Origin of the sequence: Mucilaginibacter ximonensis, assembly GCF_042686265.1 — a bacterium.
Lineage (GTDB): Bacteria > Bacteroidota > Bacteroidia > Sphingobacteriales > Sphingobacteriaceae > Mucilaginibacter > Mucilaginibacter ximonensis.
The window spans coordinates 473899-487745 of the sequence record NZ_JBHUPD010000002.1 but is presented as its reverse complement, the minus strand read 5'-3'; the positions used below and the strand labels follow the sequence as shown (position 1 = coordinate 487745).

The 13847-nt window shown below is 44.4% G+C and carries 15 protein-coding genes; 4 read left to right on the top strand and 11 right to left on the bottom strand.

The annotated features are described in order from the left end of the window. Positions 1–106: 106 nt before the first annotated feature. Entirely contained in the window at positions 107–814 is a 708-nt protein-coding gene (locus ACFS5N_RS09655; RefSeq protein WP_377184730.1) for an FISUMP domain-containing protein, read from the bottom strand. A 97-nt stretch (positions 815–911) separates the two neighbouring features. Here ACFS5N_RS09655 and ACFS5N_RS09650 point away from each other — a divergent pair, with 97 nt between their 5' ends. After that, entirely contained in the window at positions 912–1982 is a 1071-nt protein-coding gene (locus ACFS5N_RS09650; protein WP_377184727.1) for a DUF5700 domain-containing putative Zn-dependent protease, read from the top strand. 42 nt (positions 1983–2024) lie between these two features. On the opposite strand, the gene ACFS5N_RS09645 is transcribed toward ACFS5N_RS09650, so the two are convergent. The 5 genes from ACFS5N_RS09645 to ACFS5N_RS09625 form a co-directional block, all read right to left on the bottom strand. Further along, complete coding sequence (locus ACFS5N_RS09645; RefSeq protein ID WP_377184724.1) at positions 2025–2303, bottom strand: hypothetical protein; 279 nt, start codon at positions 2301–2303, stop codon at positions 2025–2027. 51 nt (positions 2304–2354) lie between these two features. Then, entirely contained in the window at positions 2355–3128 is a 774-nt protein-coding gene (locus ACFS5N_RS09640; RefSeq protein WP_377184721.1) for an HNH endonuclease, read from the bottom strand. Positions 3129–3137: 9 nt separating this feature from the next. After that, positions 3138–3290, bottom strand: a complete 153-nt coding sequence (locus ACFS5N_RS09635) for a hypothetical protein (RefSeq protein ID WP_377184718.1) — start codon at positions 3288–3290, stop codon at positions 3138–3140. A gap of 65 nt (positions 3291–3355) precedes the next feature. Then, positions 3356–3619: a hypothetical protein gene (locus ACFS5N_RS09630; protein ID WP_377184716.1), complete on the bottom strand. Its 264-nt coding sequence runs from the start codon at positions 3617–3619 to the stop codon at positions 3356–3358. 120 nt (positions 3620–3739) lie between these two features. Continuing rightward, complete coding sequence (locus ACFS5N_RS09625) at positions 3740–4198, bottom strand: hypothetical protein (protein WP_377184714.1); 459 nt, start codon at positions 4196–4198, stop codon at positions 3740–3742. A gap of 578 nt (positions 4199–4776) precedes the next feature. On the opposite strand from ACFS5N_RS09625, the gene ACFS5N_RS09620 reads away from it, so the two are divergent. Then, complete coding sequence (locus ACFS5N_RS09620; RefSeq protein ID WP_377184711.1) at positions 4777–5142, top strand: hypothetical protein; 366 nt, start codon at positions 4777–4779, stop codon at positions 5140–5142. A gap of 163 nt (positions 5143–5305) precedes the next feature. Here ACFS5N_RS09620 and ACFS5N_RS09615 read toward each other — a convergent pair whose 3' ends face one another. From ACFS5N_RS09615 to ACFS5N_RS09595, 5 genes are all read right to left on the bottom strand, one after another. Beyond that, complete coding sequence (locus ACFS5N_RS09615) at positions 5306–6436, bottom strand: acyltransferase family protein (RefSeq protein WP_377184709.1); 1131 nt, start codon at positions 6434–6436, stop codon at positions 5306–5308. A gap of 428 nt (positions 6437–6864) precedes the next feature. Further along, positions 6865–7800 carry a hydrogen peroxide-inducible genes activator gene (locus ACFS5N_RS09610; protein ID WP_377184706.1) on the bottom strand — a complete coding sequence of 312 codons (936 nt, stop codon included), beginning with the start codon at positions 7798–7800 and terminating at the stop codon, positions 6865–6867. A gap of 261 nt (positions 7801–8061) precedes the next feature. Further along, a complete protein-coding gene (glmS, locus tag ACFS5N_RS09605; protein ID WP_377184703.1) occupies positions 8062–9897 on the bottom strand; it encodes a glutamine--fructose-6-phosphate transaminase (isomerizing) in 1836 nt (611 codons plus the stop codon). Positions 9898–10029: 132 nt separating this feature from the next. After that, positions 10030–11436, bottom strand: a complete 1407-nt coding sequence (locus ACFS5N_RS09600; RefSeq protein ID WP_377184700.1) for a DUF4270 family protein — start codon at positions 11434–11436, stop codon at positions 10030–10032. A gap of 18 nt (positions 11437–11454) precedes the next feature. Then, positions 11455–12279 carry a glycogen/starch synthase gene (locus tag ACFS5N_RS09595; RefSeq protein WP_377184698.1) on the bottom strand — a complete coding sequence of 275 codons (825 nt, stop codon included), beginning with the start codon at positions 12277–12279 and terminating at the stop codon, positions 11455–11457. A 147-nt stretch (positions 12280–12426) separates the two neighbouring features. Here ACFS5N_RS09595 and panC point away from each other — a divergent pair, with 147 nt between their 5' ends. Continuing rightward, the gene (gene panC, locus ACFS5N_RS09590) at positions 12427–13263 is read left to right on the top strand and encodes a pantoate--beta-alanine ligase (RefSeq protein ID WP_377184695.1); all 837 of its coding nucleotides are present in this window, start codon (positions 12427–12429) and stop codon (positions 13261–13263) included. A 198-nt stretch (positions 13264–13461) separates the two neighbouring features. Next, positions 13462–13812 (top strand): aspartate 1-decarboxylase, encoded by a 351-nt coding sequence (gene panD / locus ACFS5N_RS09585; RefSeq protein WP_377184692.1) that lies wholly within the window; start codon positions 13462–13464, stop codon positions 13810–13812. The last annotated feature ends 35 nt before the right edge of the window (positions 13813–13847 follow it).

The following is a 13847-nucleotide window of genomic DNA, read 5'->3' as shown; positions in this document are numbered from 1 at the left end:
CTAAATCAAGCGGGTTGGTTTGTCATGGTAATGATAATTTGGCTCGGTTGATTCATTAGTTCAATAGTGCGGTGAGGCATCGCGGCAACATTAAACTAGGCAAACCTCAATTATCCTTCACAAACCTGATAGAATATTTAAGCCCCTTCATAAGGGTTGTTAATGAGGTGTCTACATCAATGTAATATTCGTAAGTTACATACGGTGTCTGAACCATATCCTCAATTGCCAGATCTATCATTTTGTTCGTCCGGGTAGTTTCGGGCGTGTTTGGAATGGTATTATTGCACCAAAAATGAGCTCCGCGGCCATAATCTAAAAAGCCGGTGCTTGAGTAAAACCGGTTAGGGGTATAATAGCCTGCCGGAAACGCGTTGAAGCCCAATTCGTTTGTATTCACACCATAATACCATCCGGTAGCTGATCTGAATTTAAGCGCGATTGATCTGGTAGCAATGGGCGGATCTCCGGTACCGCCGCCAAAGGCAACCAGCTTCATCGCGTCCGTGTCTGCCGGTAGGCGCCAACCGGTTGGTAGCGGCACAGCCCGCGCCTCAGCCAGGGTATATAGTTTACCATAACGAAAATCGGTAGATGTTGCATTGTTTGGAAAAACACCGCCCGGGCCATTGTAGTTTTCACTAGTCCAGCGTTTGTTGCCTATTACTACAGTGCTGTAAGCTGCGCCATTAATGGTAACGCCGTCAATAATTTGATGTGAATTGTCATCAGAAGATTTAGGAGTGGAGTCTTTTTTTGAACAGGACATTAATGCCAGGCAGGCAAGAAATAAAAATGAAGTGCTTTTGAACATGAAAAGGTTTTGTATGTAAGATATAAAAGTACAAATATCCGGATTGTTTAAGGTACAATGCCCGATAAAAACTTAAATTTTGGCTATTTTGCACCATATGAAATCCTTGCTTATCGTACTGCTGCTCACGCTTTCTGTTCCTGTTTTTGCGCAACATTTTACCGACTCCACCTGCGCCCGCTATTTTGAGTTTACTGATAAACTACGCAAAGGCGATACCATCAGTAAAGCCGACTGGCATAATTTTGTACAGGATAAGGCCATACAGGTTTACATGGCCGACCAGGGCCTGGGCGACGCCTATTTTGAAGCTTACCGAAAAACCATGCAGTTTGTTTACAAGCCGGGTAACGAGGCCAAAGTACAGGCCCGGGTTAAAGACTCGCTCAATAACTGGCTGGTTTACATCATTTACCAATATAAAAAATATGAACCGGGTATGCGGGCTTACCTTAAACGCATTGAGGCTAAGCCCGATGCTTATTTTGCCGTTTGCTATAAATACGCCTACACCGCGCTGCCCAAAAACGCGCAAAAAAAGATACCGCAGGAAGCTTTTTCCATTATACCGCTGCACAACGATGCCCATGCCGAGCAAGGCCGGGTTGTATTCACGCTGTTATGCGCATACCTGAATGATATGAACCGCTTTGGCGCGCTTGGCGGCCACGAAATGCACCATGTGCTGAGGCCGCAACCCGATATAAACCCCGAAAAGCAGGATATCAACGTAATCAGCGCCACCTACCGCGTGCTTAACGAGGGCAGCGCCGACATGGTCGACAAAAAGTATATGAGCGACACGGCCCGCGCCCTGCTGCCATCGCAACGGTATTTTACCGAGTTTTTTAACGATGCCAAACGCGTGCTGCCCCACATGGACACGCTGCTGCGGGACACCACCGGCAAATACAAGGTGTGGGATTATTTTAAACCCAGCGAATACAGCAACGGCCACGTACCCGGCACCTACATGAGCTACTATATTGAAAAAAATGGCCTCAAAGCCAAACTACTCCAACACCTCGACGATCCGTTTTATTTCTTTATCATTTACAACCAGGCCGCTAAAAGAGACCGCAGTAAACCATTTGTGTTTTCGGACGCGGCTATGGCGCATTTAGAGGCGTTGGAGCGGAAGTATTTTGGGAGAGGGAAACGTCGGTAGCCACTTTACCAACACGTTATTGCGAGCGGAGCGTAGCAATCGCTACACGATAGGTATCCAACAATTTATTTCTTGGTCCGTAAATTCAATACTTTCAAATTCATGCCATTTGGGATCAGTATTAGGGTTAAAGCAATCGAAGAACAAATCAGGTACCTGCCATTCGTTTGTGTAAAACCATTGCTCATCAATTAGTTTAGCTTTGATTATACCCTCGATCTCCTCAAGTGTTTTGTTTGCAGGCGCAGCTATAATTACATAGCCATAGTTTTTATAGTTGCTGCTATCGCGATAGAGATAAGAAAATTTGAGGTTTGGCATTCGCTAAGATAACTTAGGATGAAATGCCGGTCAATCGGATATAAGTGAACTTTAGACTTTAAAACGCTGGTTATGGACTTTCAAAAATTCCACATCTGGCGAAAATTTCTTAGGTTCAATCAGAGGCTTTCCGTCATAAGCGATAAAGTTTTGCCGGATGCTTTCAATATCTTTACCCTTAAAAAGGCGCGGCGAAATTTTAATGGTTAAATCCTCTGTCACGGTTATTAATCCGCAATCAAAAGCCTTGTCATGCAATGTATTTAAAGCTAGTCCATTTTTAGGATTAAGGCGGTTCCCCGCATCCGCACTCCACGGTAAAATATGGCTTGCTACAATCAATTCGGGAATATCAATACCGGTAATGCAGCATTGATTATTAAAATTGGTGAGTACAATTTTTCTAAATAACGATTGATTTAGGCGGACTTTAACTAACCGCTGCCTTTCTTGCCCTTCAACATCTTTAAGGTTATCAAGGTCTATATTGTTTAGCTTTTCAATAGTGGTCTTTTTCTTTTGGGCAAGCAGTTTTTCGGCCTCGATAAACTCCTCATCCCAGTTTTGCATGTATTCGTGCCATATCTGCCTGTCGAGCTTGCTGACATTTTCCAAGCCCTTGATTCCGCGTTCGCGAAGCTTGGGGTCTAAGCTGGCAAAGTTTCCCAACTTGCGGGCTATGGAAGCCGGCGTTCGGCCAATGAGTTGAGCCAATTCAATGACCTGCGGATTACTGGCGTGCATCTTACCGAAAGGAATTTTGCAATACAAGTTAATTGCTAAAGTTGCTTCCTCGCGGGTCCATAAACTTTGGCCTTCTTTCATGGTGACAGGTTATTCTACCTCTAAAAATACATGTTTGCAATTGATATTTAAGCATTCGCTTACAAACAGGCGTAGGTTGGTGTGGTAGAAATCGGCAGTGATATCAGTTCGGGTTCCGCAGATGGGACAGGTTGTGGGTTGGTCGGTGATGAGGTAGAACATAGGCGAAGCTATAAAATGTTTTATGACTTGCAATCGGATATAAGTAAACGTTGATTTCTTCGCCCCTAATTACAGCTCTTCATACCATGAGCAAAGTCCTTTAATATCAAAGATATTAGCGCTACACCGCACCCTATTGCTAGAGTTAAAAAGCCGACCCGGAGCATTTTGTTTCGCCTTTTTGGAACTGCGAAACTTGTCTCTCCAAAATTTTTTAGATATACAACACCTTCAGGTTTATTGACTGGACTATTTAGATACATAAATAGTGTTCCAACAAATTGAAGAATCAGTGCTAAAGCATCAGCTATTTTTATTATAATGTCCATATTAAAAATGAAATATATTCATCTTAACGCTATTGCGAGGAACTAAGCGTTCTCTAAATATAATAATGATAGTGTTGGGGTGAAATGCGATAGAGGTCGAAAGATTCAAAGAGGTATATATTAAAACCTAATTTCAAATGTTTCTTTAATTTGTCCCCGATCGATCATGTCAATAACTTTCAGACAAGCATGTTTAAAATCTATAAATAGATCTTCTGCTATAAAAATTATTCGATCTTTCCATTCGCTTAAATTTTTATGGCCGCTACTTGCTTCACTTAAGGCAATTTTGAACCCAGGGATAGTTACATGGTTCATTCCACATCTTAATTGGCTATATAAATCGAATGATTTATCTAAAAAAGGCTCATATTGCGGGGGAAATAACTTCCTAATAGCACTTTCAAATCTTTTTCTACTTCGATTAGAGGCATGTAGATTGTTAATTTCCTGATCAATACAGCCTCCCAAAAATTCGATGCCAGAACAAATCAATATAAACGACAACCATTTATGATGTTCGACAACGTCTCCGATTTCATTTATTAAAACGTGATTGATAAACTCCTTTTGTGTCATATCTAACTTATCTAAGCCCTTATTTTTAAAAATTGGCAGTTTTTCTTTAGGATAACCTAATAAAGGTAGATGAAATTACTCCAAGATAGGATGTTATCTAGTAAGATTTTGTAAAGTTAGTCAAATGCGAGTGTTGTCGTTTATGGTTTGATTTTATCCTGTGTTGGTCCTCTTGCCCCTACAAGCGTCCAGCTTTTGGTAATGAACTTCCCTTAACGGAATGCCCTGTATAGAGATTGCTTCGTTCCTCGCAATGACGTGGTGGTGAAATAAAGCCTCATACTAGCCCCCAAACCCATGCATAAGAATCTTAGGCGTGTTTCACCCCAACTGTTTCACCCCAAATTTTTAAAAATCCATAAAATGCTTTAAGGCGTTAGCCACAAGCCAGTTACCCAATCCATCTAAACTATTACTACTGTTTCAAAGTGTTTCACGCTGTTTTATTAAATGGCTGTAAATCAATTAAATGACGCAAAATGGTGTTTCAAAGTGTTTCATATTTTAAGTGAAACACCTCAGCGTTAAGAAGCTGTGTCGACCTCAAACAAAATGCGCCCCTCAAGCCTTTATCCTGCATGATAACAGTAATCGGAATATTTGCAGACCCTGCACTGGCCGAGCAGGCGGCCGACTATCTGCTGGCCAACTTCTTTGAGCGCGAAAACGTAGACGTCCATACCGATAGCGAAGGCGAGGCCGAAACCGACCGGGTGGGCGAGTTCTTCACGCATCTGTATGATGATGTCGACGCCGCCAGTCATTACGCCTCGCTGGCACGCCAGGGTACGGTCATCACCGTCCACGCGGCCTCAACCCGCGAGGCCCAGGAAGCCGTCGACGTATTTAACAACCACGGCGCCGCCGAGGTAAATGCCGACGAGGGCCGGAGCCTTACGGTTGAGCAGGTGGTGCCTGATGAAAGGCGACTTAAAGGTCATTAAGTCATTGTGTCATCAGGTCATTGGGACTAGCGCGTTTGTCATGCTGAGCCCGTCGAAGCATTGGCGGCAAAGGCCTGCGCTCGCCCTTCGACAAGCTCAGGGTGACAGGCCAAAAAAAGACTCAATGACGCGAAGCAAATGACCAATGGCGGCGCAACGCGCGTCAAACCCTCAAAAATATTTTGTGCCTATAAAGCACATACAAAAACAGCCACTTTATCAGCAGATAGGTCACGGCGGCAGCTACGGCATTCCACGGGTTGCCAATAAGCTGGAACAGCCAGTTAAAAAAAGCAGTGTTGGTATGGTTCCAGTCGATAAAGTGGGTTGACATGTAGATGAGTATCGAGTTCATACCGATCACCTTGAAAAAGAAGGCCCATTTGTTGTGCCCCTTAACATCGATGATATAGTAGAATAGCGCCATCAGCAGTAAGCTAATACCGCCCACATTAAGCACAAATGAGCTTGTCCACAGGTTTTTGTTAACCGGGAAATCCAAATTCCATATCCAGGCCAGCACCAAAAACACCACCCCGACAACAACCATACGTGTTACCTTTTTCATTTGGCTCAGTCCTGTTTTTTTGAGGGTGATGCCCGTAAGTATGCCCAATATACCGGTACTGATGGCCGGTATGGTCGAGAAAATACCCTCAGGGTCATGAATACCCAGGTACAATTTGCCGGGCAGTAGGCAGCGGTCTACATACGAAGCAAAGTTGCCCTGCATGGTCAGGTCGCCCGCATGAAAGCCGGGCGCCGACAAAAACTTCAAGATGAGCCAGTAAGCAATAATAAAAAACCAGAACCAGAATATCTGCCAGCGCTCGGCTGCATACAGGTAAATAATAGCAGCAAACATATAGGCCATACCAATGCGGCCCAGTACCGAGCCAAAGCGTACTTGGGCGATGGGCTGTATGTTAAGCCCGTTATTATAAATAATGCCGAATATCACCAATATAATCCCCCGTTTAACCACCCGCCAAAGCAGTTTGCTGCGCGAGGTGCCATTCTCCAAAGCCCGGCCCACCGAAAACGGCACCGACACCCCGGCCATGAACAAGAACATGGGGAAAATAAGGTCGTAAAAATGGAAGCCGTTCCAGGCCGGATGGTCAAGCTGTATGGCGGCCCATTCAAATGCCGGCCAGTGCGTAACACGGGCTATTTTTTTAACTATCGGTTCAAGACCCATGATCCAAACCATATCGAAGCCACGCAGGGCATCGAGCGATTGCAGTCGGGTGCGTGTTTGCTGAATATCGTCAGCCTGTACTGTTGCAGCCATAGTTTAATTGGTTAAGGAAAGAATTGTTGCTACAAGATAGGGGTTTATTGGGTAAAATCAATAGGGTTTTAGGAGGGGGGTTAGATAAGTTTTATGTAGTACGTTGGACGTTTTACGTTTTTGGGGTTGAATGTTGAATTTTGGATAATGAAGTGTTTTGGGCGTTTCCGCCGGATGGCGGACCGGGCTTTCCGCTCATACGCCTTTTGGCCTTAGGCGCAAGGCCGGTATCCGCTGCAATCCCTAACGCGGGGAACTCACTCGGTCTACGCTTCGCTGGACCACCCTCTCTTCGCCTACAGCGGAAAGAGGGTTTCGTAAAACAGCCCTCTTTACCGCTTGCCTAAGAGAGGGCCGACGAGCGAAGCTATGTCGGGGTGAGTCTCCGCTGACAGGTAAAACGTCCAACGTACCACGTATAACGTCCCTCAAAACTCCATCACGTCCTTTTTCTTTTTAGTTTTCATCCGCTTGGGCACAAAATCCAGGATCTCATTCTTCAGTGCTTCAATCATGCGGCGTTTGAGGTGGTTACGCGGAATCACCACACTAATCTCCCTTGCCGGCTCCGGCGATTTGAAATAGCGAACCCTGTCAAGCTGTTTGTCGCTCAGATCGGTAAGAGCCAGTTCTGGCAATATTGTGGCGCCATTGTTTTGGTCGACCATACGTTTCAGGGTCTCTACACTACCGGTGTTATACTCAAAATGCTGAAAGCCCTGCGTTGATTTACGTCGCTGGCAAATGTTGAGCACCTGCTCGCGCATGCAATGGCCCTCGTTCAGAACCCATATCTCTTCCATATCAATATCATCGGGGCTTATGCTTTTCTTTTTGTAAAGCTTGCTATGCTTCGAGGCATAGGCTACAAAGTTTTCATAAAAAACCGGTATTTCGGTTAGTGAGCTTTCGTGTAACGGGGTTGATAGTATGCCGCAGTCTATCATACCCAGTTTTAATTGCTGAATAATTTGCTCGGTAGTTTGCTCCCAAACAATAAGTTTTACCTGCGGATATTTCCCAATGAATCCGCTCAATATTTTGGGTAATATGTAGGGCGAAACGGTTGGGATAATACCCACCTTAAGCTCGCCCGAAAGTTCTTTCTGACGGTCGGAGATGATCTCTTTGATCTTTTCGCTTTCAGCCAGTAAAATGCGTGCCTGGTTTATAATATCTATGCCAATCTCTGTTGGCGTAACCGGCTGGCGCGAGCGGTCAAACAGTTTTACACCGAGGTTTTCTTCCAGCTTCTGTATTTGCATACTCAGCGTTGGCTGGGTTACAAAACATTTTTCGGCAGCGACGACAAAGCTGCGGTAGGTATCAACAGCTACCAGGTATTCTAATTGTACTATGGTCATATAGTGATATAGATATATACTATACCAAGGTAGAAATTTTATTGGATTTGTTTATGTGTGGGTTGGCGCGTAATTAATCCCTCTTCGTCATCGTGAGCGAGGTACGAGTGTGACGATCTTCAGATAGGCGGGAATAGCCGAACCCGGAGATTGCCACGCTACGCTCGCAATGACGCGGAGGGAGTGGTATGAAACAGTAAAGCCGCTTATAAACTAAGCGGCTTTACTATAAAATCATGATCTATCGACCACGAAAAAAATTTATTCAACCGTTACCGATTTAGCCAGGTTTCGTGGCTGATCAACATTACAGCCCCGCATTACCGCAATGTGGTAAGCCAAAAACTGTAGCGGGATAGTGGCCAGTAAGGGCACAAAGGCGTCATCTGTCTGTGGTATCTCAATTACATACTCGGCCATGTCGCGCACCTGGGTATCGCCTTCGGTAACAATAGCAATAACGTGGCCGCCGCGGGCTTTTACTTCTTGTATATTGCTCACTACTTTCTCGTACGATGCATTTTTGGTTGCGATGAATACCACCGGCAAGTCCGCGTCAATTAAGGCGATAGGGCCGTGTTTCATTTCGGCAGCAGGGTAGCCTTCGGCGTGTATGTATGATATCTCTTTAAGCTTTAAAGCGCCCTCTAAGGCCACCGGGAATGAGCTGCCTCTGCCCAGGAACAAACAGTTGTTCGAATCTTTAAAACGGGCAGCAATGCTTTCAACGTGCTCGTTGCACTGCAGGGTTCGGTCAACCAGGTTTGGGATCTCGTTCAGCTCAGTCAGATACTCAATTAATCTGCTTTGCGATAAGGTGCCGCGTTGTTGTGCAATGTAGAAGGCAATCAGCGTTAATACGGTAACCTGGGCAGTAAATGCTTTGGTTGATGCTACGCCAATCTCCGGGCCGGCGTGTGTATAAACACCTGCGTCGGTAATACGAGGGATGGAAGCGCCAACCACGTTGCAAATACCAAAAATGGTTGCACCACGTTCTTTGGCCAGCTCTAAGGCAGCCATGGTATCAGCAGTCTCGCCCGATTGTGAAATGGCGATAACGATATCTTTTTCGGTGATGATTGGGTTGCGGTATCTGAACTCAGATGCATACTCCACCTCAACCGGCACACGGCCATACTCTTCGATCAGGTATTCGCCCACCAAACCGGCGTGCCATGAGGTACCGCAGGCAACAATGATAATACGGTCGACGTTTTTCAGTTTGCTCGAGTACTCCTCTAAACCACCCAACTGTATCTTACCCAGCGACGGATAGATACGACCCCGCAGGCAATCGCGGATTGAACGAGCCTGCTCATAAATTTCTTTGAGCATGAAATGATCATAGCCGCCTTTTTCAAGGGCTTCTAATTTCATGTCCAGCTCGTGGATATATGGTGTCTGGATAGTATTGTCAATATTTTTGATTAGCAGCTCGTCGCGTTTTACCTGGGCAATTTCATTATCATTTAAGTAGATAACATTTTTGGTATACTCCACAATCGGAGTGGCGTCAGATGCAATGAAATATTCGCCTTTGCCAACACCGATAACCATCGGGCTGCCTTTGCGGGCTGCTATCAGTTCGTCAGGCTCATCAGCACTCATAATAACGATAGCGTAGGCGCCAATAACTTTATTCAGCGTAATGCGCACGGCTTCATACAAGTCAAGGCCGGTTTCTTTTTGGATATCTTCGACAAGGTGAATTAAAACCTCTGTGTCGGTATCACTTTTAAAAACGTGGCCCTTAGCCAAAAGCGTTTCTTTGATGTTGGCATAATTTTCAATAATACCGTTATGAATGATAGTCAACTTACGGTCGCCTGAAGAATGCGGGTGTGAGTTTCTGTCACTGGGAGCGCCGTGAGTGGCCCAACGGGTGTGCCCCATACCTATAGAGCCTTTCAGGTTAACATCTTTTACAAAGTTTTCAAGGTCGCTAACCTTGCCGGCTTTTTTATAAACCTTCAGGTCTTTGTCATAAAGCGCTATACCGGCGCTGTCATAACCCCGGTATTCAAGGCGGTGAAGGCCTTTTATAATAATCGGATAAGCGTCTCTATAGCCTATGTAGCCTACAATTCCACACATAAGAATGATTGATGTTGATGATGATTAATGTTTTAACAAAAATAAGTAGCTGTATGTTAATAACAAGAGCAATTAGTGTTATTTAAACTAATTGCTCTTGTTTTGAATAATATAGAGAAGAAACGGTTGTATTTACCTGACAACCTTAGTATAAAACAGGTTAAGTTTAATGCGATAAGGCGACGAGGTATCGTAGCCTACTGCAACGGTACGCCCGGCAACCTGCGCAGTTGGGGCAACGGATACCGAGGTCGTCGGGATAACCGGGGATATAAAGGCGCCGTAATCGGTAGTTACACCACGTATCAGGTCAGAAATATAACCGGTGATCAGGAAGTGATAGTCCTGCTGCTGATTATAATAAAAACCATCTGTTTTTGCCGAATCAAAATAGCGCGGGTCGCCCTGTGCCTGATCCTGTATTAATATCGGCTGATGTGCTATATCCCATCGGTATAAACCCAGCTTTGGAAGTGGTGCAAACGGAATCGTCGAACCCGGCTGTGCAGTCACCACCAGTTCAGCACGGTTAATTATTACATCGTTGCCTACGGTTTTAAGAATGTTTTTCAGGTAAGGGAAATTGATCCGGCTTTTTAAGCCACCTAAACCCTGAAGATAAATTACCTTTTGGTTCTCCGTGCTGGCAAGCGCAGCTTTTATGGTTGCCGACGGAGTATGTCTGATTTCGGCGGCGTGTAAAAAGCTTGGTATGCTGATAATTCCGGTATCAATAACAGTACCATTGGTATTGCGGTAGTAAACCTGTATGGCGGCAGCCGAATCTAGTGACATCATAAAAGTACCACCGGGGCCCGATTGGTCCTGCGCAAGTGTTACATACAAGCCTTTCACATTGTTTTTAAACACCAGGTTTGAGTTTAGCTGAACCGCAGGCGCATTAAAAAGGATCTTGTTTACAAAAGCTGTACTGATAGGGATACGTAACTGAGGCGGTACCTTAATTGCTGTGTCAGGGCCCCCCGCAACCGGGTTAACTATTTTAATACTGTCAGCAATTCTTGAAAAGAATGATTTGGTACCCAGTAATGTCGATTTATCAACAGCCCAGTTTTGGCTGCTGTAATAGGCATGGCCCGGGTAGATCCGTTCGCCCAGCTGGTAAACATTGGCTTTGTATCTTGACGCCAGCGAGTCGCCAAAAAAGGCATTTGGCGAATAGCGCATAACCAAAACGGCCGAATCAAGCACCATAGTACCATAAGGCACAGTGTAAGTCGCGGTACCATCAGACGATAGCGTACCCGGCAGGTTAAGATCCATTACCAGGTTTGATTCGGTAGTACCAAACAAGGGGTCCTTAAAAAAACCCAGTGGAGTTTGCGACAGTCCGTTGGTAACCAAAGTGCCTTGACCGGTAGAGTCGGTATGCACCATAATGGTTGATGTATCTATCAGGTTACCCTGAATTTGATTTGACGATATAACGCCCAAACCAATAGTATCCTGGTTTTTACATCCGTTCAAAATAAAAAGACTTATCAACAGGGTTAATAAGTCTAGTCTTATAAATTTCATATTTCGATCTCTCAATGCTTATACAACGTTAGCCAATTCTTCGTTGGCAATTTCGTCGTAAAAATTGTAATAATTTTCGAAATCTGCAGTAGAATTAAATTCAAGCACCGGTTTTTGGCTGTTTTTAACATTATTTAACACATCTGCATCAATGGTCTCGCTGGCCAGTACAATGGCGTCGCTATATTGAATAGCGCCTGCATACAATGCAGCGTCGTTACCCTCTTTATAGGCTTTGGTGTGTTCTTCCGTCATGTTGCTCATCACTGCCTTTTGGGCAAAATCAGCATTCAGCGCACCGTTAAACCCTTTTTCATAAATAGAGTAAACTATTTTTGAGTGTTTAAAGGTCGGGTCGTCTTTATAAGTGGTTTTCAGGTAAGCTGGTACCAATGCGCTCATCCAGCCATGGCAGTGGATGACGTCTGGCGCCCAGCCTAATTTTTTTACCGTTTCTAATGCACCTTTGCAAAAGAAGATCATACGCTCATCATTGTCGGCGTAAAACTTGCCATCCTTATCCTCAAAAACATGTTTGCGTTGGAAATACTCTTCGTTATCCAAAAAGTAAACCTGCATACGTGCAGCCGGGATAGATGCAACTTTTATGATCAGCGGGTTATCGTTATCATTAATAATAATATTCATGCCCGATAGCCTGATCACTTCATGAAGTCTGTTCCTGCGCTCATTGATATTGCCGAAACGGGGCATAAGGATACGAATTTCGTAACCCTTGTCCTGCATCGCCTGCGGTAGCTGGCGCGTTATTTCAGAAATTTTAGAGAGTTCAAGGAAAGGTGACATTTCATGAGTTATAAACAAAAGCTTAGATTTACCCATCTCCTAATCAGAATTAAATTTGTAATATCTCAAAAAATTTGAGTTTGCAAATATAAGCATTATATATGAAGTATCAATCAATTATACAAGTAGTTTTGGTATTTTTGTATCAATTGTGCAACTTCGCCCACTTTTTGCAATATCATTTTGAAAAATTTCACTCAAAAGGCCGACCTGCAGCAGCACCTGGGCAATTTAAAAGCCGCAGGCGCTGTAATAACGTTTGTGCCTACTATGGGGGCGCTGCACCAGGGGCACCTGTCGCTTATTGAGCAGGCAAAGCAACTGGGCGACGTGGTAGTGTGCAGCATATTTGTTAACCCTACCCAGTTTAACGACCCGAAAGATCTCGAAATATACCCGCGGCCAATACAGGCCGACATGCAAAAACTGGATGCAGCCGGTTGCGATATTTTATTTAACCCCGAGGTGAACGAAATGTATGCCGGCAATGAGAAATGGCATTTAAACCTGGGACCCATAGAGGGGGTGCTGGAAGGCACATTCAGGCCCGGACACTATCAGGGTGTTACGCAGGTGGTGTATAAACTATTTAATATTGTTAAGCCTGACATAGCCTTGTTTGGCCAGAAAGATTACCAGCAGTTTTTAGTAATCAGTAAAATGGTTGAGCTGTTGAATATGCCGGTTAAACTGGTTATGTGCCCTATTGTCCGCGAAACGGATGGCCTGGCTATGAGTTCAAGAAATATTCATTTAACACCCGGCGACCGTAAACACGCGCTTATCCTTTCAAAAACATTAAACAAGGTAAAGCAAAACTTTGACCCAGAAAAAATAGCAGAACTAAAAAGCCAGGCTGAGCAAGACATAGCAGCCGAGCCGGACACCGTTTTGGCTTATTTTGAAATAGCCGACGGCGAAACCTTGCTGCCGGCCAGCAAAAACACCGGCAATGTTGTTGCCCTGGTAGCTGCAACCGTTGGCAAGACACGATTGATAGATAATGTGGTGATTAAATAAAGATTAGTTATTGAAGATTACAGATTGGTTGAAAAAGAGTTCCGGGCGAACATGCAATGTTTGGATGGGCTACATATGATATCATGTCAACCCCAATCTTAATAACCAGCTTTTAATCTCCGAACTTTAAATATCCATAGCAAAGTCAACTAATCTTCAATCTTTATTCTTTAATAACTAAAACACTAACTTTGCCCCATGATTATTGAGATATTAAAATCAAAGATTCACAGAGCCCGTGTTACACAGGCCGAGTTAAACTATGTGGGTAGTATAACTATTGATGAGGATTTGATGGATGCGGCAAATATTATTGCCAACGAGAAAGTGCAGATAGTAAACAATAACAATGGCGCCCGTTTTGAAACCTATGTTATAAAGGGTGAGCGTGGCAGCGGTACCATTTGTTTAAACGGCGCAACCGCCAGGTTAGCGCAGGTTGGCGACATTGTAATCATTATGTCGTACGGTTATATGGAGCAGGATGAGGCGCGTAACTATCAGCCGATATTGGTATTTCCTGACCCGGATAATAAGCTTTTAAAGTAGCAGATATTCTGTAAGCCCATAACTGACTAACCGTG

Excerpts from the sequence above, each read along its gene's own strand:
- ACFS5N_RS09655 (WP_377184730.1), bottom strand. The coding sequence starts at position 814 with ATGTTCAAAAGCACTTCATTTTTATTTCTTGCCTGCCTGGCATTAATG.
- ACFS5N_RS09650 (WP_377184727.1), top strand. The coding sequence starts at position 912 with ATGAAATCCTTGCTTATCGTACTGCTGCTCACGCTTTCTGTTCCTGTT.
- ACFS5N_RS09645 (WP_377184724.1), bottom strand. The coding sequence starts at position 2,303 with ATGCCAAACCTCAAATTTTCTTATCTCTATCGCGATAGCAGCAACTAT.
- ACFS5N_RS09640 (WP_377184721.1), bottom strand. The coding sequence starts at position 3,128 with ATGAAAGAAGGCCAAAGTTTATGGACCCGCGAGGAAGCAACTTTAGCA.
- ACFS5N_RS09635 (WP_377184718.1), bottom strand. The coding sequence starts at position 3,290 with ATGTTCTACCTCATCACCGACCAACCCACAACCTGTCCCATCTGCGGA.
- ACFS5N_RS09630 (WP_377184716.1), bottom strand. The coding sequence starts at position 3,619 with ATGGACATTATAATAAAAATAGCTGATGCTTTAGCACTGATTCTTCAA.
- ACFS5N_RS09625 (WP_377184714.1), bottom strand. The coding sequence starts at position 4,198 with ATGACACAAAAGGAGTTTATCAATCACGTTTTAATAAATGAAATCGGA.
- ACFS5N_RS09620 (WP_377184711.1), top strand. The coding sequence starts at position 4,777 with ATGATAACAGTAATCGGAATATTTGCAGACCCTGCACTGGCCGAGCAG.
- ACFS5N_RS09615 (WP_377184709.1), bottom strand. The coding sequence starts at position 6,436 with ATGGCTGCAACAGTACAGGCTGACGATATTCAGCAAACACGCACCCGA.
- ACFS5N_RS09610 (WP_377184706.1), bottom strand. The coding sequence starts at position 7,800 with ATGACCATAGTACAATTAGAATACCTGGTAGCTGTTGATACCTACCGC.
- glmS (WP_377184703.1), bottom strand. The coding sequence starts at position 9,897 with ATGTGTGGAATTGTAGGCTACATAGGCTATAGAGACGCTTATCCGATT.
- ACFS5N_RS09600 (WP_377184700.1), bottom strand. The coding sequence starts at position 11,436 with ATGAAATTTATAAGACTAGACTTATTAACCCTGTTGATAAGTCTTTTT.
- ACFS5N_RS09595 (WP_377184698.1), bottom strand. The coding sequence starts at position 12,279 with ATGGGTAAATCTAAGCTTTTGTTTATAACTCATGAAATGTCACCTTTC.
- panD (WP_377184692.1), top strand. The coding sequence starts at position 13,462 with ATGATTATTGAGATATTAAAATCAAAGATTCACAGAGCCCGTGTTACA.